The sequence below is a fragment of the Rhodococcus sp. EPR-134 genome (assembly GCF_001647205.1).
GTDB lineage: Bacteria > Actinomycetota > Actinomycetes > Mycobacteriales > Mycobacteriaceae > Rhodococcus_F > Rhodococcus_F qingshengii.
Genome location: NZ_LVCT01000029.1, coordinates 1 through 23,417, shown reverse-complemented (window position 1 = coordinate 23,417; position 23,417 = coordinate 1). Strand labels below are relative to the sequence as shown.

Below are 23,417 nucleotides of genomic sequence, written 5' to 3'. Positions count from 1 at the left end.
AGTTCCACGACCTGCACCTCGGCGTCGTTCGACGAGAAGACCCAGGAATGGACCGTCGAGGTCAACCGCAACGGCGAGAAGCTGACGTTGCGTCCCAAGCAGTTGGTGATGGCGACGGGTATGTCCGGCAAGGCCAACGTTCCGACGTTCCCCGGGCAGGACAAGTTCCTCGGCGATCAGCACCACTCGAGCAAGCACCCCGGCCCGGATCAGTACGTAGGCAAGAAGGTCGTCGTGATCGGGGCCAACAACTCCTCGCACGACATCTGCGGTGCACTGTGGGAGAACGGCATCGACGTCACGATGGTGCAGCGCAGCTCGACGCACATCGTGAAGTCGGATTCGCTGATGGATTTGGGCTTGGGCGATCTGTACTCGGAGCGTGCACTGGCCGCCGGCATGACGACGCACAAGGCGGACCTCACGTTCGGTTCGCTGCCGTACCGGATCATGCACGAGTTCCAGATCCCGGTGTACGACGCAATCCGTGAGCGCGACAAGGATTTCTACGATCGCCTCGAGAAGGCGGGCTTCGAGCACGACTGGGGCGACGACGGTTCGGGCCTGTTCATGAAGTACCTACGCCGTGGCTCGGGCTACTACATCGATGTCGGCGCTGCCGAACTGGTTGCCAATGGAGACATCAAGCTCGCGCACGGCAATGTTCGTGAGCTGACCGAGAACAGCGTGATTCTCGAAGACGGTACGGAATTGCCTGCCGACGTGGTGGTCTACGCGACCGGTTACGGCTCGATGAACGGCTGGGTGGCGGATCTGATCGGTCAGGACACCGCCGACAAGGTCGGCAAGGTGTGGGGCCTGGGGTCGAACACCACCAAGGATCCGGGACCGTGGGAAGGCGAGCAGCGCAACATGTGGAAGCCGACGCAGCAGGAAGCGCTGTGGTTCCACGGAGGCAATCTGCACCAGTCGCGCCACTACTCGCTGTACTTGGCGTTGCAATTGAAGGCGCGTTACGAGGGCATCCCGACGCCGGTGTACGGACTGCAAGAAGTGCATCATCTGAGCTGAAATGGAACTGCTGTGCGCCTTTATTAACCGCGGGAGGTTAATAAAGGCGCACAGCAGGTTCAGCGAAGGGCGTACTTCTTTGCTACTTCGGTGTCCTTGGTCGCGCGCTCGGTGAGGAAGGCGAATGCCAACCCGAGCACGAGCCAGAGCGTCGCCTGCGTAGCGAGCGAGGAAAGTCGGAACTCCCACAGCAGAGTTGCCGGGAAGTCCTCGCCCACCTCGTTGATGCCGGGAAGCGAGACGTAACCGATCGCGACGATCACCAGGAACGCAGCCACCGGAGCAGCGATGCGCACGCTGAGGAACTCGTGCCCGGAAACTGCCTTTGCCGCCGCTGCTGCCGCGGTGACGGACAGCAGCCCGAGAATCACGGCGGCCAGCCACAGCAGTGTGCGCTGGTTGATGGTGTCGGGATCTCCGACGGCCGGCGGATTGGCCGGGTACTTGAAAAAGGGGACGGCCTCGATAGCCAGCCAACCACCGACGGCGATGGCGATCGCCAACAACGGCCCGGACATTCCGGTGAGTCGTCGAGCGTAATTGGCAACGACCGAGAAGATCGCCCCGAGTGCCAGTCCGGCAAGCGCTGTGGCCAGGAACAGCCCGGCGCGCTGCCCGTCGCGGCTCACCAGTGGTTCTTCTTCGTCACCGTGCGAATGCCCAGCGGCTTCGCCGGAAACCTCACCGGTGGCGCTGTTGGCTTCTTCGATCGCAATGGCAGCGTTGACGTGCGGTTCACCCAGCACGAATGCAACTCCGCCGGCAAGGATGCCTGCGATCAGACCAGCCAACAAACCACGAATGAGAAGCTTCGTGAAATTGTCGGCTAGTGGCACGGCAGGCCCATCAAGTGTCGACCGTCGTGCATCAATTCATGCATGTACATGCCGGTGCGAGAGATAGCGCCCTGGTCGAATCCGACCAGGTAGAGAGCCAGCATCGCGAACAGAACTACTGCAGCGGCGAGGAAAGCAAGACGAGTCGAATCGATCGACGTATCGGGAGAATAGGCGAGAGCCATCGAAGCCTCCTGGGATTTTCGCGTCCCCTAGGTCCATGCGATGGCCGAAGTGTCTGGCTGTCGAAATTGTCGTGCCGAAAAAGGCACTTCACCTCGAATTACAGTGGCGCGACCGCTCCGGGCTTTCACCGGATTCCTGTCGGACCATCGCGTTTACATGCGAACTTTTGCACTACAGCCCGCACCGTGTCAACGCGTGAAGCCGAGATGACCGTCGATTGTGCCCGCCAAGGCAGGCACAATCGCTCGAGATCAGCTCTTTGCGGCGACGTCCAGGACAACTTCGAATTCGAGCAACGACGCACCCGAAGCGACGGGCTTCGCGCGCTCGCCGGAATGGGCTTCACGGGCGGGGCCGTCACGCCAATCGGCGAACGCCTGCTCGGACTCCCATTGGGTCACCACGAAGTAGCGGCTCTCACCGGCGGTGGGGCGGAGGAGTTGGAATCCGAGAAAGCCCGGGGAGTTCTCGACTGCGTGAGCGCGTGCTGCGAAGCGCTTCTCCAGTTCGGGGCCGGCGCCCTCGGGGACCTCGATTGCATTGATCTTCACGACTGCCATGCAAGCGACATTACCCGCGCACCTTCACCGCGTACCGTGACACTCGTGTTGCATGACGAAGGTGGAACGGGACAACCGATTCTGTTGTTGCACGGCCTCATGGGCAGCTCCCGAACGTGGCGACGCCAGGTGCCGTGGATCCGCGAGTTCGGCCACGTCTACACCTTCGACGCTGCCGGTCACGGCAGGCCGGCGCCAGCGGCACTGACTACCGAGGCATTCGTCGAGGACCTGACATCGGCGGTTGCGTCCATCGAGGAGCCGATGATCGTGATCGGTCATTCGATGGGGGCTCTGCATGCGTGGTGCTTCGCCGCCGCGCATCCCGAAAAGGTTTGTGCGCTGGTCCTCGAAGACATGGCCCCGGACTTTCGTGGACGCACCGCTGCGGACTGGGCGCAGATGATCTCGGCGTGGCCGCAGCCGTTTGCTTCCGAGGAGGCGATGAAGGAATTCTTCGGCCCCGTCGCCGGCCAGTACTTTCTCGATTCTTTCGACCGCCGCGACGACGGGTGGTACCTGCACGGCGACGTGTCGACCTTCCGCGACATCTCGGAGGAGTGGGGCACGAGGCATTTCTGGGATCAGTGGAAGGCGATCGAGGTGCCGACCTTGCTGATCGAGGGAGAGTTCACCATCACCCCTGAGGGACAGATGCGAGAGATGGCCGAGAGGCCGGGAACTCGGTACGTACGTATTGCCGATGCAGGCCACCTGGTCCACGACGATCAACCGCAGCGCTATCGCGAAGTGGTGACGGAATTCCTTCAGACCGTGAGCTGACTTCGGATCGACGCGCCCACCTGCTCCAGCTCGACGGCTCGCCTGGCGAGGAGTCCAGCAGCGAACTTCGCCTTGTCGCCGCGATGGCGGGGGACGACGTGCAGGTGCGAGTGGAACACGGTTTGGCCCGCGGCACGCCCGTCGTTGACGAGAAAGTTGACTCCGTCAGCGGCGATGTCGCAGCGGCGTAGAGCTCCGGCGATGAGCGTGCCGACGCGGAACATCTCTGCGCCTTCGTGACTTTCGAGAGCATCGAGGTTCTCTGCATGACGCTTGGGGACCACCAGGGTGTGTCCGCGACTCACCGGCCGTGCATCGAGGAATGCGAGAGTTGTCTCGCTCTCGTGAACGAGAATCGCCGGCTCGGTCAGCGCGACGATCTTGCAGAAGCCGCAGGAATCGGTGCTCATGCCTACAGAATGTAGTCCGAAATCAGATCCGACCCCGACTACAGCAAGCGCAGTTGGCGTGCCCTCGTGATCGCTTCGTTTCGATTGTGTACGTCGAGCTTCTTGTAGAGAGTGCGCAGTTGAGTCTTGACGGTGTTGACGGACACGTACAGTTTGTCGGCCATCGCAGCCGACCCCATGCCGAGCGCCAGGAGTGAGAGGACTTTCTGTTCGCGTTCGGTCAGCTCCACGATATGTACGAATTCCGGAAAAGATTCCGCAGGAGCCCTTTTCGAGAATTCGGCGAGTGCACGCGATTTCGTTTCGGCCATCGATTCGAGTTTCTCGACGTCCGACGATGCGATGGTCGCGAACGAACGTAGAAGTCCGGTCTGATCCGCGATGCTGCACGCTCTGGACCACTCCTGAGAGGCGAGGCGTGGCTCACCCAGCTCGGAGTGTGCAACCGCTTGCACCAGAAGCGATTCCATCTGTGCCCGCGGATAGGATACGCCAGACCAGTCGAACTGGTGACACAGCGCCACCGCGGCCTCGTTCTGGCCGATCCGCTGACGTAAACGCGCCACCGACGTGAGCGTCCACGGGTTGGCTGCAGGATCGATGATCTCCTTGGCCAGTGCTACGGCATTGTTCCCCTGTCCGAGAGCGAGCAAGAGATCGATCTCTGCGGATTGCAACAGAGGAAGCGCGAAAGATGTAGCCGTGTACTGCTTGGAATGTGCTTCGATCGCATTGTGGAGCAACAGTAGTGCCGCAGTGTGGTCGCAGGAGGTCAAGGCGAATTGGCAATGCGCATAGACGACGAATGCCCACAGTTCCTCGGTGTCGGACGGAAGACCGAGTTCGGTCAATGCGAGACGTGCGTCGTCGAAGTCGAGTGTGTCGAGAGCAGTGAGCGCCCGCGCTGTCAGGCCGGCGATCTTGACCACAGGTTCGAGCCAACCGCCGGGGTCCGGATGCTTCTGTTCGAGTTCGGACCAGTGTGTGGCCTGCCGCGGCTCACCAGCCAGCGCCCAATTCAGGGCGGCACTTCCCGCAGAGTTACGAGCGATGAAGTCGACTCCCTGAGACAGGGCGCCGTGGTACGCCATTCGAGCCTTGATCGTGGATTCTGTGAACCTGCCGCTCAATTGAAAATTGATCGCCCATTGAAGTCGCATGAGAGGGAGCTGTGCGCTGACCGCTTCCGGGTTGTTCTCCAGCGCACTGCGACTGAGATGAGACAGGCGCCTGGTGGTTTCTGCTGCGAGCCCGTACTCGCCTGCCATCCTGAGCATGATCGATTGAACGCAGGCAATGCTCAAGGCGTCCTTCGCGCCGGATTCAGCGCCGAGAGCCCACAGTTCTGCCGGCGATTCGGGTAGCAAGTCGACTACCGTCGAGCGCTCGCTCGGATGCATCGTGAACAGTGCGCGCCCCGCCTCCACGGCAGAGTGTTTGTCCGCAGCTTCCGCCGGAATCCGTTGGAGAGCAGAGCGAACCGAGTCCAGATTGTGGACGATCATCGTCACCCAGTGTTGCTCGACGATGTCTACTGCCAGGGTCCAGTTCTGTGCCTCGACCGCGTAGTCCAGCGCCGACGCGTGATGACCGTGGTCGAGTCGGTTGTGTGCGAGGAACGAAAGACGTTGCGCCGGATCGACTCCAGCGCGCTTTTGGTGCGCGAGTATCGATCGACGAATTGCAGGCGGCAGCTCCCAGGTTTCTTCGGCTTCGGTCTCGACCCGTGACAACAACCCGGCTGTCTCCAGTATCGCCAGGCGCACGCGAATCTGATGAACGGTCTCGCCATCCTCAGGGTGTTGGGACTCGAACAGCATGGCGGCGATGTCGACGGTGATCGATCGCGCAAAGGCCGTCGCGAGCAGGAACTCGAGTTGTTTCACATGATCAGCGGTCATGAGAACGGATTTGTTCACGTAGTCGTCGATCGCCTGCGCGATGTTCTTCCTGATCATCTGCTCGCGGTTGCGGCTACCCGATGTCTGGACGGCGGGAACGGCGACACGAACCAGCGCTGGCAGCCCACCTGTCAGGGATGTGATTTGTTCGGCATCACCGTCAGTCGTGTTTACGTCAGCTTGTGCGAGCAAATGGGCGGTATCGGCTCTCGTGAACAACAGCTCACTCGCGCCTATCACCTCGTGGTCCGTGTCGAGCAGGTACGGCTCGGAGAACATGCCGAAGCCCGAGAGCGTGACCACGAGGTCCAGGTTGTGACAGAGGGCGAGGAGTTCGATCAACTGATCGTCCAACTCTGGTTCCGATATCAGATCCGGCCTGATCAGCACGAGCAGCACGGGGCGGCTGAGGGCGTTCAGGGATTTGGCGACAGCGGTGAAAGGATCGGCGAGATCGTCGACGTCGGGCAGTGCGATTCCGGCAGCGTGGATTCGATCGAGGACAACGGCCCAGAAATCTTCGAGTGTCGACGAGGGCCGTGGGGCCGAGACCCAGACGAGTATTCGTTCGGATGCCAAATGGGCGCGCAGCCACGATGCGATCAACGACGATTTCCCGTGGCCGTTCGGTGCACGGACGATTGTCAGCGCGGCACGTCGGTCAAGTTTGTCGAAGAGCGCTTGCCGGGGAATCGACGTCGCGAGGGTGCGCCTTTCTGGAATAGCTGCCCAGTCGTGGCCGTCCATCCCGAACATCAGCGCGGACCCTTTCTGCTTTCGCGCCCCGCAATGATTGAAGAGTTTGGGCGGATTGTCTCGATCCATCTATCTACAGGGAGGAGCGTAGCTGGTGCGAATCCAGAGCGTGCCATCCCGGGCAATTCACCCGGGAATTCACCCCGGCTGAGAGAAGTTCACCCACACAATCACGCCGTCACCATTGGCTTTCGAGTCCCTCGAGCGACTTCTATTGAACGTAGCTCGGGATTCGCCAAATGTGGCCGCGAGCGCCTGTCGGAGGCCCGAGAGTCAGACATCGAAGGGGCGTCGTGAGAACTCGTCTGTCAGAGGTGCGGTCGAAGGCCGTTGTCGTCGGACTCCGGCCGAGAGCGTGGCGCCGAGGAGTGCGAGGTATCGGCATAGTTGTCGTGACCGGAGCTCTGGCGGTCGGCGCTGCTGCGCTCGGCTTGCTGCCGATGCAGTCGGATCTTCGATTGGCGGCCGAGGGAGAGTTCGTGCCTCCCTTCACCGTCGAGCTGACGGCGATTGACGGTGCACCGCCCTTCGATCCCGCTGACGGTCCAGGGCTCGATTCGGGCCCGTCCAACGGCATTGTCCGAGAGGGTGATCCGGTGACGTATGTCATCGACATCGGTGTCCGGGGCAACCCGCTCTCCGACGTGGTCGTGCAACTTCCGGTGCCTCGAGGTTTCGTTCTGCCGTCCGTGCCTGATTACTGCGGAGACGGCTCGGGTATCGACGAGGTCGGATTACATTGCCTGATAGGCAATCTGGAAGCGGACCGGTACTTCACCCGAACGGCGACGATGACTGCGGGAAAGCGGGAAGACGCCGACGGTCTACCGATCGCTGCACTGGTCACCGCAGATCGGGGGGCGGTTCGCGTGCGGTCGGGCGATGTCACGGTGCGGGTGGCGACCGCCCCGGGAGTGTGTGATCCGTACGGGATTTCTGTTGGTGGTCAGAGAAGCCAGTGGGCTGCTGTCTCGGCAGATGGACGAATCTCAGGGCTGGTGACATCGGGCATCTCGGAGGCGGTGGTGATCGACGGCGTCGATCAATGCGGGCACGCGACAGCGCGGACGGTGAAACCGTTCGAGGGTCACTTCTCGTTTGTCGGACTGCTACCGGGGACGTATCGCGTCACGGTCGACGGCCGAGCGCCGGTGGAAGTGGTGCTGGAACCAGGTGCAATGGCGGTCGGTGGCCTGACGTTCTGATACAGCTTCGCAGGAATGGCAACACTCGTAACAGTCAGTAGCAGTCAATGGAGGATCCAGTGCGTGAAAGCCTGGGCGTTGTATTCGAAAATCAGTCAATTTCAACAGCTCTCGTAGATGCAGACACACCCCTTCTGGGCTCGATCGACGAGTTCCGTCACCCCTGGGGTGCAGACGGGACTGTTCCCTCTCCGCAAGCGTCGGCGCGCGCACTCGCCTCCGCGGCCGAGGTCGCCACCGGTCGAGCCCTGCGCTCGAATCTGTGCCCCACCGTCGTCGGAGTGATGTGCGAGCGTGCGGACGTGCGCGAACATGTCTCGGATTCGTTGTCCTCCAGTCCTTTCGAGAACATCGAGTTGGTCAACGGTCTCGACGCACGGCTTGCCTACCTGCGGACGGTCGACGCTCTCATTGGTGTTTCGCCGATTCTCGCGTTCTGGCCGGACGGCAGTGAGACCGTGATCGCGGCCGTCGACCCGAGAGCAGGCGTCGTGGACTCGGCGCATCGTTACGACACGGCCGAGTTGCTTGCGGACAGCTCGACATTTGCTGCGACATTGGACCTCCTCGTCGCCGAACGAGACCCTGTGCCCAAGATGCTCGTCGCGATGCTCGTGAAGGAAGACTCTCGGCAGCCGTCCGCGGAAGCCGCTGAACTGGCAGGTCTCGGCTTCCTGTTTCTCGGCGAGCGGACCCAACTGGCGATAGGGGCTGCGCTGGTAGCGGCCGATCGCGGAAGCGAAGTTCGGTCCGGTGACGGCATGGCTGTCCGGCCCGTCAACAGGGTCCGGTGGGCGGCGGCAATAGTGCTGCCGCTCCTGCTCATGCTGACGGGATTGCTGATCGCTCTGTCGCCGGACGGGTCGCGAGCGGTGTCCACTGATCGCCCGAACATCGGCGCCGAGTCGGCGACCTCCACCAGCGGGCCCCCGCCCGGCGCTGCCCTACAGATTCCGACACTTGCGCCTTGCGATCCAGTGGTGCCTGCCGTTCCTGCTGTACTTCGGCGTTCTGATCCGGAAGTCGCACCGCTCCAGACCGACGAACCCACAGCCGAAGAATGCACCCCGCTGCGAGTCGGCTAAGCCGTACCCTCTCCGGCCAGCGCAAACAGGCCGTCGTCGGTCTGCTCGACCAGTCCGTCGACCAGCAGTGAATGCAACGCACGGTCACGCTGACCTGGATCGGCCGGCCAGACGATGTCGAGTTGCGCGCGCTCGACCGGACGGTGACTCTCGCGAAGAACGGCCATCAATTTTCCACGAACCTGGCGATCTGTGCCCGCGAACTTCTGCACCTTCTTGGGTGGTCCGGTGTGTGCCGGTTTGCCCGAAGCGACCCACGCGCAGTTCGGCAAAGGGCAGTTCTCGCAGTTCGGGTTCCGCGCCGTGCAGATCAGTGCACCGAGTTCCATGAGAGCTGCGCTGTAGGTGGCGGCGCGCGCACGCGTCCTCGGCAGCAGCGCCGCCACGTCGGCGAGGTCTCGCGTGTTGGACGGGTTCCCGGGTTCTGCATTGCCGTGGACGGCTCGCGCAACTACGCGTCGTACGTTGGTGTCCACCACAGGCACTCGCTGTCCGTAGGCGAAACACGCGACGGCGCGGGCGGTGTACGAACCGATTCCCGGTAGCGAGAGCAAGGTATCGACGTCTTCCGGGACCACGTCACCGTGCTCGGCAGCCAGGACGCCCGCGCATTCGTGTAACCGCAGCGCGCGTCGTGGATAACCGAGTTTGCCCCACGCGCGAAGCACCTCTGCCTGGCTCGACGCTGCCATCGCCGACGGCACCGGCCAGCGCTCGACCCACTCTTCCCAGATTGGCGCAACGCGCACCACCGGCGTCTGCTGGAGCATGATCTCGCTCATCAGGATCTGCCAGGCACTGACGCCCTCGCGTCGCCACGGCAGGTCGCGAGCCGTCTCGGAGTACCACTTCAGCAGCACCGAAGATTCCACTGCCACTGCTACCGACACACTCCTCGAACCTGTGCTCCTGGTCGACGAAGGACACGTCGACTTGTGGACGCCACTTTATCGGCAGTCGCCGACAGTGATTTCTCGTACCCGAAAACCTGGGGTGAGTGGCATCGAGACCACTCACCCCAGGTTGATCATGATGCGTACTGAGCGTTCGCGGTCTCCACACGGGTGCTTGCGACGGTCGGCGAGGTTCCGGAGTATCGGCGAATGATCACGTAGAGGCAGATCAATCCGATAGCACCGGCAGCGGCGAGGAAGGAACCGACCTTCCATGCGTTGTCCGGATTTCCGTTGATCAGCATCACCATGATCATCGGCGCGAAACCTCCGATGATTGCGGAGATCTGATAACCGAGTGAAGCGCCGGAGAATCGAATCTCCGGTGGGAACAGTTCAGCGAATAGTGTTCCCTGCGTGCCAGTTTGGAGGGACATTGCTACTACGCCGACGATAACCGCGACGGCAAACGGCCAGATCGTGTCCGGGCTGGATCCACCGATCATCAGCCACATCGGGATACCCCAGAGCATCATGGCTGCGGTGCCGAGGCCGAAGACCAGTTTGCGACCGTAGAGGTCGGACAGATATCCCGCCAGCGGAACCAGGGGAATCTGTATTGCGCATGCGATCAGGATGTAGGTGAGGACCGTCGACCGCGGTATTTCCAGGTAGGTGGTCGCGAACTGAACCGAACCGGTGATCATCGTGTAGAAGAAGATCACGCCGATGGCATTGGCGCCTGCTGCAGCGAGGACTGTGCCTGGATTCTTCTTGAGCACTTCGAGAATGGGGGACTTCCGAACGACCGGAGATTCGGCGAGTTTTTCTGCGAGTGCCTTGAACTCGGGGGTTTCTTCGAGATAGCGATGGATGAGGAATGCCACTGGAAGCATGACCAAGCTGATCCAGAACGGGATCCTCCATCCCCAGGAGAGGAACGAATCAGCCGCAAGAGTTGCTGTCAGGACCAGGAACACGATATTGCCCAGCACCACACCGATCGGAACACCGAGTTGGGCGAAGCTGCCGAAGAGCCCGCGGCGGTCCGCCGGTGCGTTCTCGGTGGCCAGCAATACGGCCCCGCCCCACTGTGCTCCCACGGCCAAGCCCTGGCAGATTCGCAGCGTCACGAGGATGGCCGGGGCAAGCCACGCGACATTGGTGTTGGGGACGAAACCAACCAAGGAGGTTGCCACAGCCATGAGGACCACGGCGGCAACGAGCACCGGCTTTCGGCCGTACCGGTCACCGAAATGACCGGCGAGCACACCACCGATAGGACGGGCGATGAATCCGACTGCGACGGTGGCAAACGAACTCATTGCAGCGACCACCTCGCTGTCGGTGGCGAAGAACGTCGAGTTGAACACGAGCGCGGCGGCAGTCGCGTAGATGAAGAAGTCGTACCACTCCAGGGAAGTGGAGATAGCGGCTGCAAAGGACGCGCGCCGAGATCTGCCCGGGCGCTCCACCGCAGATTCGGTGTTGTTGGTCATCGCGATTCGCTCTCTGTGGGGTCGTTCAGTTGAGTTCGGTCAGGACGTGAGTTGCGGCAAGTTGGGTGTGCGGCCGACGACGAGCTTGTCCCGAGCGCCGGCACCAGACGGAATCGTGCTCGCCGGGTATTGGGTCGAAAGGTGGTGACGCAATATCCAAGTGCGAGTGGGTTCTTCGATACGAGAAGTCATATCTCGCCGCCATTGCCGTACCGGAGGCGCTCGCAAAGTCGGGTGGCGAAGGTGACCACGTCGAGGCCGCCGGCGATGTGTGCAGCGTCATCTCGTGGCAATGCGGAGGTGGTCATGTGGCCCGCACTCCTTCGTTCCGAATTTGCCAAACGATCGTTCGGCTGCGAGTCATCATTGACCTAGCGATCGTTAAATGTCAATAGTCGGGAAAAGTGCGTTTTTGCAGCGACTTTCTCCGCGAGGAGGGTGCGATTCGAAATCTGTTGCCAAACGATCGTTCGCCTGAGATGATGATTAGTCAGTGATGCAGGTCTCAGGAATGGAGATACCGATTCGAGCGGCGGGGGTGCGGACGAAAGTCGAGGCACGCTGGTCTCGCACATCGACGGCGTTGAGTGGCTTCAGCCAATGCGACCCTTCAGATCTTCTTTGGCGGAGGTGTCGCCCAGCTCAGCTTGATTCGATCATCGCGGTCGCCAATGCGCAGTACCGAGACGCGATATCTTCCGCATTCATCGGTCCGTCGACGCGCCACCACACACAGACTTGCTGCCCCATGTTGATGATGGCGCGCACGGCATCTCGGGGAAAGGGAGTGTGGAAAGCACCTTCTTCAATGCCGCGTTCGACGACGTCGCGAAACATGCTTTCCTGCTCGTCACGCAGGGTTACGACCAGACGGTGACCCGATTCGTCCAAGCTGCGCAATTCTGTCGCTCCTACGAGGGCGTCTTCGCGCCTGGTCGTATGGAACATGACCCAAGCGCGGACGATTGCTTGCAGTTGGTCTTTCGGGTCGCCGCCGGAGCGCAGCAGTGCACTGCGGGTCATGCTGATGGCGTCGTGGAGCGCCCGAATCATGATTTCCTGAAGGATTTCCTGCTTGGATTTGAAGTGGTGGTAGATGGACGCGACAGTGAGATCGGCGCCGGCGGAGATGTCACGCATGGACGTCCCGTGATAGCCGCGCTCGTTCATGTTTCGGACAGCGGAATCGAGTATGAGTTGCCGGACAACGACTGTCTTCGCCCCACTCATTGTTCGGTTTCCTTCTCATTTCCTCGGTGCCTGCGTCTTGCCCAGCTTAGAGCCGAACAGTCGCGGGACACACCTGATGGAAAGGAACCGTCTTGAACTGCCGATATGGGCAGAATACCGATTATCGTTCGCTGATCGCCACCCGGAGAAAGAGGTACCTGTGGAACACATATCGATGAGTATCGAAGACGGTATCGCCGTGATCACCCTCGATCGACCGGACAAGCTGAACGCATTCACCACGACGATGGAAAACGAGCTCATCGAAGCGTTCGACTCCACCGACGCGAACGACGCTGTGCGCGCGGTGATTCTGACGGGAGCGGGCCGCGCGTTTTGCGCGGGGGCAGATCTGTCCTCGGGGGCAGAGACATTCTCCGAATGGAGCGCCGAGTCGAACGGAACTGACGCGGACGGTGACGATCTACGTCGGGACGGTGACGATCTACGTCGGGACGGCGGCGGACGCGTCGTCCTGCGAATGTTCGATTCATTGAAGCCGATCATTGCGGCCATCAACGGACCGGCGGTCGGCGTGGGTATCACCATGACTCTTGCGGCCGACTTTCGCTTGGCCGCCGACGACGCCAGGATGGGTTTCGTCTTCAATCGGCGAGGACTCGTGCCCGAGTCGTGTTCGTCGTGGTTGCTGCCGAAACTGGTTCCGCTCCAGCGAGCCCTCGACTGGATCTACTCCGGACGGATCTTCACTGCTGCGGAAGCATTTTCGGCCGGGTTGGTCTACCGACTGCATTCGCGCGAAGATCTTCCAGGGGAGGCGACGGCGCTCGCGCATAGCCTGACCCGTGACAGCGCGCCGGTATCGGTTGCCCTGTCGCGTCAGATGATCTGGCGCATGCTGGGAGTCGAACATCCCATGGTCGCGCATCGCGTCGAGAGCATCGGAATTAATGCTCGCGGTGCTCAGGCTGACGTTCGTGAAGGTGTTGCGGCGTTTCTGGAAAAGCGAGAGGCGGTGTTTCCCGACCGTTGCAGTGACGCAATGCCAGATCTGTTCTCATCCCATCTCCCACGCCCCCGGTGGTGAGCCGCTACGACCTTCGAACCGTCGGCGTTGTAGCTCATGCGGTCAACCAGTGCGGCGGGTAAGTGCCCTCCGCTTCTCCAGGGGCGCTGTGGAGAACCAACGCCTACAGCTTCGAGTGAGGGTGCTCGGTTCGGAATAGCCGAGTTGGCGTGACACTTCGGAGAGGGACACGTCTCTGTTCGAGAGAAGACCGAGAGCAAGTTCGCGTCGTGAATCGTCGACGAGCGATTCGAACGCCTTGCCTTCCAACGCCAATCGTCTCTGCAATGTTCGCGGGTGCAGCATCATCAATGTCGCGACTTGCTTCAGTGTGGCTGCACCCGCAGGCAGGGAACGCACGATCAAAGCCGACACCGCGTCGTGGAACGCGACATCCGGATCTCGACCCGCCATGAAACGCACGGCGAAGTCGTAGGCCAACGGATCCACCCGGGGCAGGTGGCGCTGCATGACTCCGCGCGGAAAGGTCAACAGATTCCGATCCGAGCTGAACTCGACGGAACAACCGAAATGCTCTACGTACCTGCGTATTTCGGAGATCCGTGGATGTTGAAACGAGATGTGCGTCGGATGGAAATCCGGGCCGGCCATCATCCGGAACGTCTGAAGCGTTACGCCCATCGCCAGTTCCACGACGTGGGACCGATACGGAAGTCGATGCAGCACGGTATCGAGTCCGTAGGACACCTCGGTGTCGCCGACTGTCAGATCGACCGCCAACGCCGGACTGTACACGTGCGCGTATCGGGCGACGTCATGCAACGCATCTCCGATTGTCTCGGCACTGCGGGCCGCGATGGCAACCGGACCGAGAATGTCCGGGTCCTGTCTGCCTGCGAGCCTGAGTGCGAAGTCGGGCGACTCCAATTCATCCGCGCAGAGTCCGAGCAGCGTGGACAAGGCACTGAACGGCAAGAAGTGGTCGTACGCGCCGATGATGGCCGGATCGATGCCCACACGGTCGAGGAATTCGTACGGATCTCCACCGAGTTCGGAGATCAACTCGGGCAGTCGCGTCAGCGACGAGGCACTGATCAGATCTGCCATGTGTCGAAATGTAAATAAATTGGCGCATGATGTCAATTTTCTCGTCGGCTGAGCAGTGATGATCAACACAGGTTGGCTGGTTCAACGTCGAGCGCCATCCCTGGAGGAGCCAGAAATGACAACACTCACCGACCGCACTGCACTGTTCATCGATGGACTGTGGAGAGCACCGGATACTTCCGAAATCATCCGAGCCGTATCACCTTTCACAGAGCAGCAGATAGGCTCGTTCCCCGCCTCCGTATCGACGGATGTCGACGCAGCTGTATCAGCGGCTCGAAAAGCGTTGCGACGGAATGACTGGGCTGATCTTTCCGCCGCAGAACGTGCGCGTGTCATCCGCAGGTTCGCCGACGAACTCGAGAAACGATCCGAAGACCGCGCGTCGGCGGTCACTCACCAGAACGGCATGCCTATCGATGTCGCCCGTTTCGCCGAGGGGGCCGCACCCGTCCAGCTTTTGCGCTATTACGCAGGCCTCGCCGAGTCGATGCCTACCGAAGAGCGACGGGCCAGCCAACCGATGCCGGGTACGACAATCGTGCGACGCGAGCCGATCGGTGTCGTTGCTGCCATCGCGCCCTGGAACTTCCCGGCTGTGCTTTCGATGTTCAAGCTCGCCCCGGCTCTTGCTGCGGGATGCACCGTCGTGCTGAAACCCTCTCCCGAAACCACCTTGGACTCTTATATATTGGCCGAGGCCGCCATTGCGGCAGAACTTCCCGCGGGTGTCATCAACATCGTGACTGGCGGACCGGAGATCGGTCAGTATCTCGTGGCACATCCCGGGATCGACAAGGTAGCCTTCACCGGATCCACTGCGGCCGGTCGACACATCGGCACGGTGTGTGGCGGTATGCTTCGCCCCGTTACCTTGGAGTTGGGTGGCAAGTCGGCGGCCCTGGTCCTCGACGACGCGGATGTCGAGGAGACGGTAACCGGTCTGGCAACTGCATCCCTGCTCAACAGTGGGCAGACGTGCTATATGTCGACTCGAATCTTGGTTCCCCGCAGCCATAGTCGGACGTACGTCGACGCCATTACCGCGATGGCCGAGGGTCTGCAGGTCGGCGACCCGATGGAACCGTCGACGTTCGTCGGCCCGATGGTGAGCGCAAGGCAACAGGAACGTGTGCTGTCCTTGATCGACCAGGGACGCTCGGAGGGCGGAACTGTCACCACGGGTGGCGGACGCCCCGCCGACCTCGACACCGGATTCTTCGTGCAGCCCACGGTGTTCGCCGATGTCGACAACGACAGCACCATCGCACGGCAGGAAGTATTCGGGCCGGTGCTGTCAGTCATTTCATACGACGACGTCGATGAGGCTGTCGCGCTTGCCAACAACTCCGAGTACGGCCTCGGTGGGACTGTATGGACCTCCGACGAGGAACGCGGTATCGCAATTGCTCGACGTGTCGAGACCGGCTCGTTCGGTGTGAACACCTTCAACCTCGACTGGGGTTCACCGTTCGGTGGAGTCAAAGCCAGCGGCCTGGGTCGTGAACTCGGTCCCGAAGGGCTCGCGGCGTACCAGCAGCTCAAATCCATTTTCCTCGCATCCTCGTAAGAATCGAGCCACCATGTCCGACGCAGGACTCGCCGGCGCTCGTGCGCTGGCAGAAAACACAGTGAAAATCGCCGAGCAGTTCGGCACGACCGAGTGGGAAGCAGACAGTGCGTGCCACGGTTGGCGCGTCCACGATCTCATCGGTCACATGGCGTTCTTCTTCAACTTCATCGCTGATCCGGATCTGGTGTTCCCGCCGAACCCCAGTGGAAAGTCCGAGCGGCTCAACGATGCTGCCGTCCGCGAGCGTGCCGATCTACCGCACGAGCAGATCCTGGACTACTACCGGGAACAATCCGAAGCGGGACTCGCGACGTTGGCCGCGCTGCAGACAGAGGAGCTTCGCAACAACACACTCGAGATGCTCGACCTCGGGACTTATCGCCTTCATCAGCTCAGTGACGCAGTGTCGTTCGACCATCTCGTCCATTTGACGTCGGATCTTCTGTCGCCGTTCGGACCGTTTCCTCACGGTGAGATCGACGTGGCGGCCGCTGTCGATCCGGCGATCGACTGGATGGTTGCGGGGCTCTCGCAGATGTGCGGCGAAGCTGTCGCCTCCGCCTTGACATCGCCTGTGGCACTGCGCCTCAACGGCGCCACCGAGCGCACTTTCGTCATCTCTCATGTCGATGGGGGAGTGACCGTCACCGAAGCTGACGACGTGCCGGAGAACGTCGCGACCACCCAGGCCACCGAATTCCTGCGGTGGGGGACCACCCGATCTGCATGGCGGTCTGCCGTCGAGGTTTCCGGCGACCGCAAGACCGTCGCCGCAGTCCTCGATGCCATCGACATCGTCTGACCCACAACGAACCCGAGATCCAGAACAAGAGGAAACAGCTATGTCTCAGTACTTGCAGGACAAGGTCATTCTCATCACCGGTGCAGGCGGTGGGTTCGGTCAACTCATCGCCGAGAAGGTGGCAGCGCAGGGCGCCAAAGTCGTCGGCGTGGACATCAACGAGGCGGGCCTGAAGACTGTATTCGACGGTATCGCGGCCGCGGGATTCACCGGTACCTACAAGATTGCCGACGTCACCGACATGGATCAGGTCATCGCTGCGGCGCAGCACGGCATTTCGGAGTACGGAGCGCTCGACGTACTCGTCAACAACGCAGGCGTCATGCCTCTCGCGTATTTCGCCGATCACGAACGTGCGTGGCAGAAGTGGCACAAGGCAATCGACATCAACATCAAGGGCGTCGTGAACGGAATCTCCGCCGTATACGACCAGATGATCGAGCAGGGACGCGGTCAAGTCGTCAACATCTCGTCGATCTTCGGAAACGCAGGCATCGACGGTTCCGGCGTCTACAGCGCGACCAAGGCTGCAGTCACCACGATCTCGGATTCACTGCGAATCGAAGCCAAGGGCAAGATCAAGGTGACGACGGTCAAGCCCACAGGCGTGACAGGAACAAACTTGGCGAGCTGGATCGTCAATGAGAACGCGATCCTGGGTCTCACCGGTCAACGTGCGGGAACCTACATGGAGAACGTCGGGCATCTAACCGACGGCACCCTCAGCCCCGGGCAGAAGGACGTCGACTCCATCGAATACTGGCTGATCAAGCCCGACGATCTGGCCGACGCTGTTGTTCACATCATTGATCAACCATGGGGTATCAGCATCAGTGACATAACCGTGCGCGCCAGCGGCGAGGATTACCTGTACTGACGACCTGATCGAAAACCGCTCCCTGCCAGTGTGGCTTCGCGAACATCGTCGAGGACGACGGCCCGGGGGCGTCCCGCGGGCAGACGCCATTGCCATGGTTTGCCTGTCGCCGTAGAGTCCTACTTAACGATCGTTAAACTGTTGCTACGGCGGATTCCGTTTGTCAACGAAGTCGCCGGGACCAGTCCGAGGAGTTTGAATGAAAGCAGTCCACTTGGTGGAGGCGACGGGGCCCGGAGGTCTGTCGTTGGTCGATGTCGACGAACCTGTCGATCCGGCACTGGTGGTAATTGATCTGCACACCGCCGGAGTGAGTTTCCCCGATCTTCTCGAGACCACGGGCAGCTACCAAACGGTGCGCGAATTACCCTGCGCGCTAGGGGTTGAGGGCGCCGGTACCGTTCGGAGCGCGCCACCCGGGTCCGGCTTCACACCCGGGCGGCGCGTGGCCGTGCTTACGGCCGGGGAAGGTGCGTGGCAGCAGACCGTTGCGGTCGCGCCGTCCAATGTCTTTGCTCTGCCTGATGCGGTCTCGCTCTCGGCCGGCTCGGGATTTCTCCTGAATTATCTGACTGCGCATTTCGCCCTCGACGAACGCGCGCGATACCGTGCCGGCGAGACCGTCCTGATTCACGGCGCGGCCGGTGGATTGGGTACGGCCGCGTTGCATGTCGCGTCAGCGCTCGGTCTGGAGACCGTCGCTGTCGTGAGTACAGGCGAGAAGGAGAAAATCGCCGCGGAGTCCGGGGCAACGCACGTCGTGTCGGTCGACGGGTGGAAGGAACGCGTCCAAGGGATTACGAATGGGCGCGGTGTCGACATCATTCTCGATCCGGTCGGTGGTGACCGCTTCACCGACAGCCTGCGCAGCCTTGCGCCGAACGGGCGCCTGGTCGTTTTGGGATTCACCGGCGGTGATATTCCGACGGTCAAAGTCAATCGACTTCTCCTGAAGAATATTTCTGTTACCGGTGCAGGATGGGGTGAATATCTGAAAACTGATCCCAAGTATCTGGCGCGTCAATGGCAGGAGCTCTACCCCCTGCTCGAGTCGGGAGCTCTGAGGGTGCCCGAGCCCACCCTCTACCCCTTGGCGCGTGCCGCCGATGCATTGAAGTCGTTGCGTGAGCGTACGGCGGTAGGAAAAGTCGCGCTGTCTCTCGAATGATCTCTACACGAACAACTTTGTGAACAAACGACCTTAGCGAACGAACCTTGGAGTAAACCATGTATCCCGGAGCGTATGTTGCGACAAACCCGGATAAGGCCGCGGTAATCGTTGCCGAGACCGGTGAAGCGGTGACGTTCGCGCAATTGGAATCGAATTCGATTCGGATTGCGCGAGTGCTCCACGGACTCGGGTTGCGGCGAGGCGACAACCTGGCCGTGCTCGCCACCAATAACGTTCAGGTCTTCGACATCTACTGGGCGGCTATGCGATCCGGTGTCTACCTGACGATGGTCAACTGGCACCTGACCGCTCCGGAAGGTGCATACATCGTTGAGGACTGCGAGGCAAAGGTAGTCATCGTCGATGCTGCTCTGGGCGAGCTGGCAGAGACGCTGTCCGAACTCGTTCCCCGGCAGGTGACCAGGCTTTCCTTCGGCGGTCAACTAGACGGATACGACTCCCTCGACCAGGCGGCTGACATGGAGTCGGACATACCGCTCCCGGATCAACCGCGCGGCGCCGACATGTTGTACTCGTCGGGAACAACCGGCCGTCCCAAGGGCATCAAACCGGCTCTACCGAATCGCCGGATACAGGATCCCGGCGATCAGATGACGACAATGAACCAAAGTGTTTGGGGTGTAACCGAAGACGACATCTATCTGTCCCCGGCGCCGCTCTATCATGCCGCTCCGCTCCGGACGTGCGCGTCGGTCCAGGCGCTGGGTGGCACCGTAGTGATGATGAATCGGTTCGATCCGGAAAAGGCCCTGGAATACATCGAGCGTTATCGCGTCACGTACAGCCAGTGGGTGCCGACAATGTTCGTGCGCATGCTCAAACTGCCACAGGAAACCCGAGACCGTTACGACATATCGTCTCTGCGACTTGCCGTCCACGCAGCCGCACCGTGCCCTGTCGATGTGAAGCGAAAGATGATCGATTGGTGGGGAACGATTCTGGACGAATATTACTCCTCGACGGAACTCAACGGCATGACCATTGTTCACTCGGACGAGTGGCTGCGAAAGCCGGGCACAGTGGGGCGAGCCGCACTGGGAGTGCTCCACGTATGTGGGGAGAACGGCGAAGATCTACCCTCCGGCGAGGTGGGTACGCTGTACTTCGAACGTGACGAATTGCCCTTCAACTATCACAATGCGCCCGAAAAGACCAAGGAAGCACAGCATCCCGCCCACCCGACCTGGACGACTACGGGTGATGTCGGCTTCATGGATGAGGAGGGTTATCTGTTTCTGACCGACCGTAAGTCCTTCATGATCATCTCGGGTGGTGTGAACATATACCCGCAGGAGATCGAGAACGTGCTGATCGAGCATTCCTCGGTATTGGACGCGGCGGTGATCGGGTTGCCCGACGACGAGATGGGGGAGATAGTGATGGCTGTCGTCGAGCCAGTCCCCGAAGCCGAAGCCGGCGATGCGCTTCGCGACGAACTGCTTTCTCATTTGCGCGGACAGATCGCCAAGTACAAGTTGCCGAGGCGACTCGTGTTCAGTACGGATCTACCTCGAACTCCGACCGGAAAACTGGTCAAAGGGAAACTGCGCGAACACTATTCAGGGGAGGTATCCGTCGGATGAGCGGCCCGATGCACGGTGTTCGCGTGCTGGAACTCGCCGGGTTGGGGCCGGGGCCACACGCTGCGATGATGCTTGCAGATCTCGGAGCGGACGTAGTTCGAGTCGAGCGTCCGTCTGGTGGACTCGAGATCTCGCCACGGGAGCAGGACCAACTTTTGCGGGGGAGACGGTCGGTGGAAGCCGACCTCAAGACCGAGTCAGGCCGAGACCTGGTGAGAGCCCTCGTCTCGAAAGCCGATGTGCTCCTGGAAGGTTTTCGGCCCGGTGTGACCGAGCGGCTGGGTTTCGGTCCCGACGTGTGCACCGAACTCAACAGCCGGCTGATCTACGCACGTATGACCGGATGGGGCCAAGACGGCCCACTCGCGCAGCGGGCGGGGCATGACATTACTTACCTGGCGCTGACCGGAGTCCTGCACGCCATCGGTCCGGCCGAGAAACCCACGGTTCCGCTGAACCTCGTCGGGGACTTCGGCGGTGGCTCCATGTTCTTGATCCTCGGAATCGTCTCTGCCTTGTACGAGCGAGAGAGTTCGGGCAAAGGACAAGTGGTCGATGCCGCAATTGTCGACGGAACTTCGGTGTTGGCGCAGATGATGTGGTCGTTGCGAGGGAGCGGACAGTGGAGTGACTCACGTGCAACCAACCTCCTGGACGGTTCCACGCCGTTCTACGACACCTACGAATGTTCGGACGGCAAGTTCGTAGCAGTCGGTGCCCTCGAACCGCAGTTCTACGCGGCGCTCCTCCAAGGCCTGGATATCGCGCCGGAATCGTTGCCTGAACAGATGGATCGAAGGGGTTGGCCCACAATCCGAGAACGGTTCACGGAGGCGTTTTCGTCGCGTACGCGAGACGCCTGGGCAGGGCTGTTCGAATCGACGGACGCTTGTGTTGCTCCTGTCCTGAGTCCCGCCGAAGCCGCGCTGCACCCGCATCTTGCCCAGCGGGGAACTCTTGTCGAGGCCGACGGAATAGTGCAGGCGGCACCCGCGCCGCGGTTCTCCCGCTCCAGGACTGCGCAGCCGTCAGGTGCTCGGCCACCCGGGGCCGACACCACCGTCGTGACGAAGGATTGGCTGGGCGGCTGAGGGAAGAAGTACAGGTGAGGAATATCGCGACAGCCTCTCTCGATCGTTCTTACGTTGCCCCCTACTCATCGTCGATGGATCGCGAAGATCAACTTTTGTAGCACAACTCGATCGAGTCTGACTGACAAGGAATTTCAATGACCGAAACGCGACCGGATGTCTATGCGAGCCAAGACGGCGGGGTGCTCCGCATAGTTGTCAACAGGCCAGCGCGAATGAACGCGTTGACTACCGAAACCCTGGAGAGACTTGCCACGATCTTCGTCGAGCACGCACAATCCTCGGACGTGCGGGTGGCAGTTCTCGAAGGAGAGGGCAAGGCCTTTTGCACGGGCGCGGACCTCGCGGACGTGACGTTGTCCGGTCCGCCGTCGGCGGACACGATCGATGCCGCCAATGCCTTGGTGCAGACCATTCGAGAGTTTCCGTTTCCGGGGGTCGCTGCGGTACGAGGCCCTGCCGCAGGTGTGGGTGTTTCGCTGGCTTTGGCGTGCGACCTCGTGCTCGCGGCGGAGTCGAGTTACTTTCTGCTCGCGTTCACCAAGGTGGGATTGATGCCGGACGGTGGAGCTACCGCACTGGTGGCAGCGTCGATCGGTCGCGCGCGCGCGATGCGCATGGCGCTGCTGGCCGAAAGATTACCCGCTCGAGACGCTTTCGACTGCGGCCTGGTCTCACACGTGTGCGAGGACGACGCCTTCGCGGTGGAATTGGCAGACCTGACCCACCGATTGGTCGCCGGGTCGTCCCCTGCTTTTCGGTTTACCAAGAAGGCGATCAACGACGCTACGCTCACCGAACTCGGTGATGCGTTCACACGCGAGCGCGTAGGCCAGATCGACCTGTTGGGTAGTGGTGATTTTGCCGAAGGTGTTGCGGCGTTTCAGGAAAAGCGCGCAGCAGTCTTCGGATAGACGAAGCGAGAACGGCGCTTACAACGACCGTGGTCCCGAACACAGGATGTTCGGGACCACGGTCGTTCTCGGTGCTGATCAACTCTTTGCGATGTCGCGACCGATTATCTCCTTCATGATTTCGGTGGTTCCGCCGTAGATGGTCTGGATTCGGCTGTCTACGTAGGCCCGGGCGATCGGGTACTCCATCATGTAGCCGTATCCACCGTGTAGTTGTACGCAACGATCCACGACGCGCTTCTGAAGTTCGCTGGCCCACCACTTCGCCTGTGCTGCTTCGACTGCTGACAGTTGGTCGTCGTTGATGGCCAGGACTGCGTTGTCGACGTATGCCTGTGTCACGTCGATCTCGGTCAGCATCTCGGCGAGGGCGAATCGAGTGTTCTGGAAGTCGCCGATCGGCTTGCCGAAGGCGGTGCGGTCGAACGCGTAGTCTTTGGTCCATTCGTAGGCCGCACGCGCGGAACTGATTGCGCTCGCGGCGATCGACAGACGCTCACGGGGAAGACGCTCCATGAGATGAATGAGGCCTCCGCCCTCCTCGCCCAGGAGGTTGCTTGCCGGGACTCTTACGTTGTCGAACGACAACTCGGCTGTGTCTTGACCCGCCAACCCCACCTTGTGGAGTTTGCGACCGCGGGTGAATCCGTCCATCCCGCGTTCGACCACGAGGAGGCTGAATCCCCGCGACCCCGCTTTGCGATCGGTGCGGGCCGCAACGATGACGATGTCGGCGTGAATTCCGCTGGTGATGAACGTCTTCTGTCCGTTCAAGATCCAGTCGTCGCCATCTCGAACAGCGGAGGTCTTGATGCCTTGCAGATCACTGCCGGTACCCGGTTCGGTCATCGCGATGGCGCAGATGAGTTCACCGGCAGCCATACCAGGTAGCCAACGTGCTTTCTGCTCGTCTG

22 protein-coding genes and 1 riboswitch are annotated in these 23,417 nt (G+C 61.1%); of the genes, 12 read left to right on the top strand and 10 right to left on the bottom strand.

Going from position 1 to position 23,417, the window contains the following annotated elements:
* Nucleotides 1-1,032 (top strand): NAD(P)-binding domain-containing protein (locus A2J01_RS01255; protein ID WP_156519136.1); only part of this gene is annotated, 1,032 nt, incomplete at its 5' end.
* Nucleotides 1,033-1,091: 59 nt separating this feature from the next.
* Here the strand turns inward: A2J01_RS01255 and A2J01_RS01250 are convergent.
* The 3 genes from A2J01_RS01250 to mhuD all read right to left on the bottom strand — a co-directional run bounded on the left by A2J01_RS01250 (nucleotide 1,092) and on the right by mhuD (nucleotide 2,614).
* On the bottom strand, nucleotides 1,092-1,868 hold the full coding sequence (locus tag A2J01_RS01250; protein ID WP_054801320.1) for a CbtA family protein: 777 nt from the start codon (nucleotides 1,866-1,868) through the stop codon (nucleotides 1,092-1,094).
* Nucleotides 1,859-2,053, bottom strand: a complete 195-nt coding sequence (locus A2J01_RS01245) for a CbtB domain-containing protein (protein ID WP_003945915.1) — start codon at nucleotides 2,051-2,053, stop codon at nucleotides 1,859-1,861. The genes A2J01_RS01250 and A2J01_RS01245 overlap by 10 nt, the downstream gene beginning before the upstream one ends.
* Before the next feature lie 25 nt (nucleotides 2,054-2,078).
* Nucleotides 2,079-2,217, bottom strand: a riboswitch (cobalamin riboswitch).
* A gap of 88 nt (nucleotides 2,218-2,305) precedes the next feature.
* On the bottom strand, nucleotides 2,306-2,614 hold the full coding sequence (gene mhuD, locus A2J01_RS01240) for a mycobilin-forming heme oxygenase MhuD (protein ID WP_007726927.1): 309 nt from the start codon (nucleotides 2,612-2,614) through the stop codon (nucleotides 2,306-2,308).
* 45 nt (nucleotides 2,615-2,659) lie between these two features.
* Between mhuD and A2J01_RS01235 the strand changes: the two genes are divergently transcribed.
* Nucleotides 2,660-3,397 (top strand): alpha/beta fold hydrolase, encoded by a 738-nt coding sequence (locus tag A2J01_RS01235; RefSeq protein WP_042453393.1) that lies wholly within the window; start codon nucleotides 2,660-2,662, stop codon nucleotides 3,395-3,397.
* On the opposite strand, the gene A2J01_RS01230 is transcribed toward A2J01_RS01235, so the two are convergent.
* Both A2J01_RS01230 and A2J01_RS01225 read right to left on the bottom strand, forming a co-directional pair.
* Nucleotides 3,382-3,807 carry an HIT family protein gene (locus tag A2J01_RS01230; RefSeq protein ID WP_064111597.1) on the bottom strand — a complete coding sequence of 142 codons (426 nt, stop codon included), beginning with the start codon at nucleotides 3,805-3,807 and terminating at the stop codon, nucleotides 3,382-3,384. The two genes, A2J01_RS01235 and A2J01_RS01230, sit on opposite strands and share 16 nt — an antisense overlap.
* Nucleotides 3,808-3,845: 38 nt before the next feature.
* Nucleotides 3,846-6,533 carry a helix-turn-helix transcriptional regulator gene (locus A2J01_RS01225; RefSeq protein ID WP_082900770.1) on the bottom strand — a complete coding sequence of 896 codons (2,688 nt, stop codon included), beginning with the start codon at nucleotides 6,531-6,533 and terminating at the stop codon, nucleotides 3,846-3,848.
* A gap of 224 nt (nucleotides 6,534-6,757) precedes the next feature.
* Between A2J01_RS01225 and A2J01_RS01220 the strand changes: the two genes are divergently transcribed.
* Together A2J01_RS01220 and A2J01_RS01215 are read left to right on the top strand one after the other, a co-directional pair.
* Complete coding sequence (locus A2J01_RS01220; protein WP_064111595.1) at nucleotides 6,758-7,669, top strand: hypothetical protein; 912 nt, start codon at nucleotides 6,758-6,760, stop codon at nucleotides 7,667-7,669.
* A gap of 59 nt (nucleotides 7,670-7,728) precedes the next feature.
* Nucleotides 7,729-8,754, top strand: a complete 1,026-nt coding sequence (locus tag A2J01_RS01215) for a hypothetical protein (RefSeq protein WP_231915580.1) — start codon at nucleotides 7,729-7,731, stop codon at nucleotides 8,752-8,754.
* On the opposite strand, the gene A2J01_RS01210 is transcribed toward A2J01_RS01215, so the two are convergent.
* The 3 genes from A2J01_RS01210 to A2J01_RS01200 form a co-directional block, all read right to left on the bottom strand.
* Nucleotides 8,751-9,632: an A/G-specific adenine glycosylase gene (locus A2J01_RS01210; RefSeq protein WP_007726916.1), complete on the bottom strand. Its 882-nt coding sequence runs from the start codon at nucleotides 9,630-9,632 to the stop codon at nucleotides 8,751-8,753. The genes A2J01_RS01215 and A2J01_RS01210 overlap by 4 nt on opposite strands.
* A 149-nt stretch (nucleotides 9,633-9,781) precedes the next feature.
* Nucleotides 9,782-11,146 (bottom strand): MFS transporter, encoded by a 1,365-nt coding sequence (locus A2J01_RS01205; protein WP_064111589.1) that lies wholly within the window; start codon nucleotides 11,144-11,146, stop codon nucleotides 9,782-9,784.
* A gap of 642 nt (nucleotides 11,147-11,788) precedes the next feature.
* Nucleotides 11,789-12,376, bottom strand: a complete 588-nt coding sequence (locus A2J01_RS01200) for a TetR/AcrR family transcriptional regulator (RefSeq protein WP_042451920.1) — start codon at nucleotides 12,374-12,376, stop codon at nucleotides 11,789-11,791.
* A 160-nt stretch (nucleotides 12,377-12,536) separates the two neighbouring features.
* On the opposite strand from A2J01_RS01200, the gene A2J01_RS01195 reads away from it, so the two are divergent.
* On the top strand, nucleotides 12,537-13,424 hold the full coding sequence (locus A2J01_RS01195) for a crotonase/enoyl-CoA hydratase family protein (RefSeq protein ID WP_064111586.1): 888 nt from the start codon (nucleotides 12,537-12,539) through the stop codon (nucleotides 13,422-13,424).
* A gap of 42 nt (nucleotides 13,425-13,466) precedes the next feature.
* Here A2J01_RS01195 and A2J01_RS01190 read toward each other — a convergent pair whose 3' ends face one another.
* On the bottom strand, nucleotides 13,467-14,471 hold the full coding sequence (locus tag A2J01_RS01190) for an AraC family transcriptional regulator (protein ID WP_064111583.1): 1,005 nt from the start codon (nucleotides 14,469-14,471) through the stop codon (nucleotides 13,467-13,469).
* A gap of 115 nt (nucleotides 14,472-14,586) precedes the next feature.
* Here A2J01_RS01190 and A2J01_RS01185 point away from each other — a divergent pair, with 115 nt between their 5' ends.
* The 7 genes from A2J01_RS01185 (at nucleotide 14,587) to A2J01_RS01155 (ending at nucleotide 22,503) form a co-directional block, all read left to right on the top strand.
* The gene (locus tag A2J01_RS01185) at nucleotides 14,587-16,041 is read left to right on the top strand and encodes an aldehyde dehydrogenase (RefSeq protein WP_064111580.1); all 1,455 of its coding nucleotides are present in this window, start codon (nucleotides 14,587-14,589) and stop codon (nucleotides 16,039-16,041) included.
* Nucleotides 16,042-16,054: 13 nt separating this feature from the next.
* Nucleotides 16,055-16,846, top strand: a complete 792-nt coding sequence (locus tag A2J01_RS01180) for a maleylpyruvate isomerase N-terminal domain-containing protein (protein WP_064111578.1) — start codon at nucleotides 16,055-16,057, stop codon at nucleotides 16,844-16,846.
* A gap of 40 nt (nucleotides 16,847-16,886) precedes the next feature.
* Nucleotides 16,887-17,723 carry an SDR family oxidoreductase gene (locus tag A2J01_RS01175; protein ID WP_019749697.1) on the top strand — a complete coding sequence of 279 codons (837 nt, stop codon included), beginning with the start codon at nucleotides 16,887-16,889 and terminating at the stop codon, nucleotides 17,721-17,723.
* Nucleotides 17,724-17,922: 199 nt separating this feature from the next.
* The gene (locus tag A2J01_RS01170; RefSeq protein ID WP_064111575.1) at nucleotides 17,923-18,891 is read left to right on the top strand and encodes an NADPH:quinone oxidoreductase family protein; all 969 of its coding nucleotides are present in this window, start codon (nucleotides 17,923-17,925) and stop codon (nucleotides 18,889-18,891) included.
* Between the two features lie 59 nt (nucleotides 18,892-18,950).
* The gene (locus A2J01_RS01165; protein WP_064111573.1) at nucleotides 18,951-20,498 is read left to right on the top strand and encodes an acyl-CoA synthetase; all 1,548 of its coding nucleotides are present in this window, start codon (nucleotides 18,951-18,953) and stop codon (nucleotides 20,496-20,498) included.
* The gene (locus A2J01_RS01160) at nucleotides 20,495-21,589 is read left to right on the top strand and encodes a CaiB/BaiF CoA transferase family protein (RefSeq protein WP_064111571.1); all 1,095 of its coding nucleotides are present in this window, start codon (nucleotides 20,495-20,497) and stop codon (nucleotides 21,587-21,589) included. Before A2J01_RS01165 ends, A2J01_RS01160 begins: the two co-directional genes overlap by 4 nt.
* 137 nt (nucleotides 21,590-21,726) lie before the next feature.
* On the top strand, nucleotides 21,727-22,503 hold the full coding sequence (locus A2J01_RS01155; protein ID WP_064111561.1) for an enoyl-CoA hydratase: 777 nt from the start codon (nucleotides 21,727-21,729) through the stop codon (nucleotides 22,501-22,503).
* Between the two features lie 78 nt (nucleotides 22,504-22,581).
* Here the strand turns inward: A2J01_RS01155 and A2J01_RS01150 are convergent.
* A partial coding sequence (locus A2J01_RS01150; protein ID WP_064111599.1) for an acyl-CoA dehydrogenase family protein occupies nucleotides 22,582-23,417 on the bottom strand: 836 nt, incomplete at its 5' end.

Excerpts from the sequence above, each read along its gene's own strand:
- A2J01_RS01190 (WP_064111583.1), bottom strand. The coding sequence starts at position 14,471 with ATGGCAGATCTGATCAGTGCCTCGTCGCTGACGCGACTGCCCGAGTTG.
- A2J01_RS01155 (WP_064111561.1), top strand. The coding sequence starts at position 21,727 with ATGACCGAAACGCGACCGGATGTCTATGCGAGCCAAGACGGCGGGGTG.
- A2J01_RS01225 (WP_082900770.1), bottom strand. The coding sequence starts at position 6,533 with ATGGATCGAGACAATCCGCCCAAACTCTTCAATCATTGCGGGGCGCGA.
- A2J01_RS01245 (WP_003945915.1), bottom strand. The coding sequence starts at position 2,053 with ATGGCTCTCGCCTATTCTCCCGATACGTCGATCGATTCGACTCGTCTT.
- A2J01_RS01175 (WP_019749697.1), top strand. The coding sequence starts at position 16,887 with ATGTCTCAGTACTTGCAGGACAAGGTCATTCTCATCACCGGTGCAGGC.
- A2J01_RS01180 (WP_064111578.1), top strand. The coding sequence starts at position 16,055 with ATGTCCGACGCAGGACTCGCCGGCGCTCGTGCGCTGGCAGAAAACACA.
- A2J01_RS01160 (WP_064111571.1), top strand. The coding sequence starts at position 20,495 with ATGAGCGGCCCGATGCACGGTGTTCGCGTGCTGGAACTCGCCGGGTTG.
- mhuD (WP_007726927.1), bottom strand. The coding sequence starts at position 2,614 with ATGGCAGTCGTGAAGATCAATGCAATCGAGGTCCCCGAGGGCGCCGGC.
- A2J01_RS01185 (WP_064111580.1), top strand. The coding sequence starts at position 14,587 with ATGACAACACTCACCGACCGCACTGCACTGTTCATCGATGGACTGTGG.
- A2J01_RS01205 (WP_064111589.1), bottom strand. The coding sequence starts at position 11,146 with ATGACCAACAACACCGAATCTGCGGTGGAGCGCCCGGGCAGATCTCGG.
- A2J01_RS01200 (WP_042451920.1), bottom strand. The coding sequence starts at position 12,376 with ATGAGTGGGGCGAAGACAGTCGTTGTCCGGCAACTCATACTCGATTCC.
- A2J01_RS01170 (WP_064111575.1), top strand. The coding sequence starts at position 17,923 with ATGAAAGCAGTCCACTTGGTGGAGGCGACGGGGCCCGGAGGTCTGTCG.
- A2J01_RS01165 (WP_064111573.1), top strand. The coding sequence starts at position 18,951 with ATGTATCCCGGAGCGTATGTTGCGACAAACCCGGATAAGGCCGCGGTA.
- A2J01_RS01230 (WP_064111597.1), bottom strand. The coding sequence starts at position 3,807 with ATGAGCACCGATTCCTGCGGCTTCTGCAAGATCGTCGCGCTGACCGAG.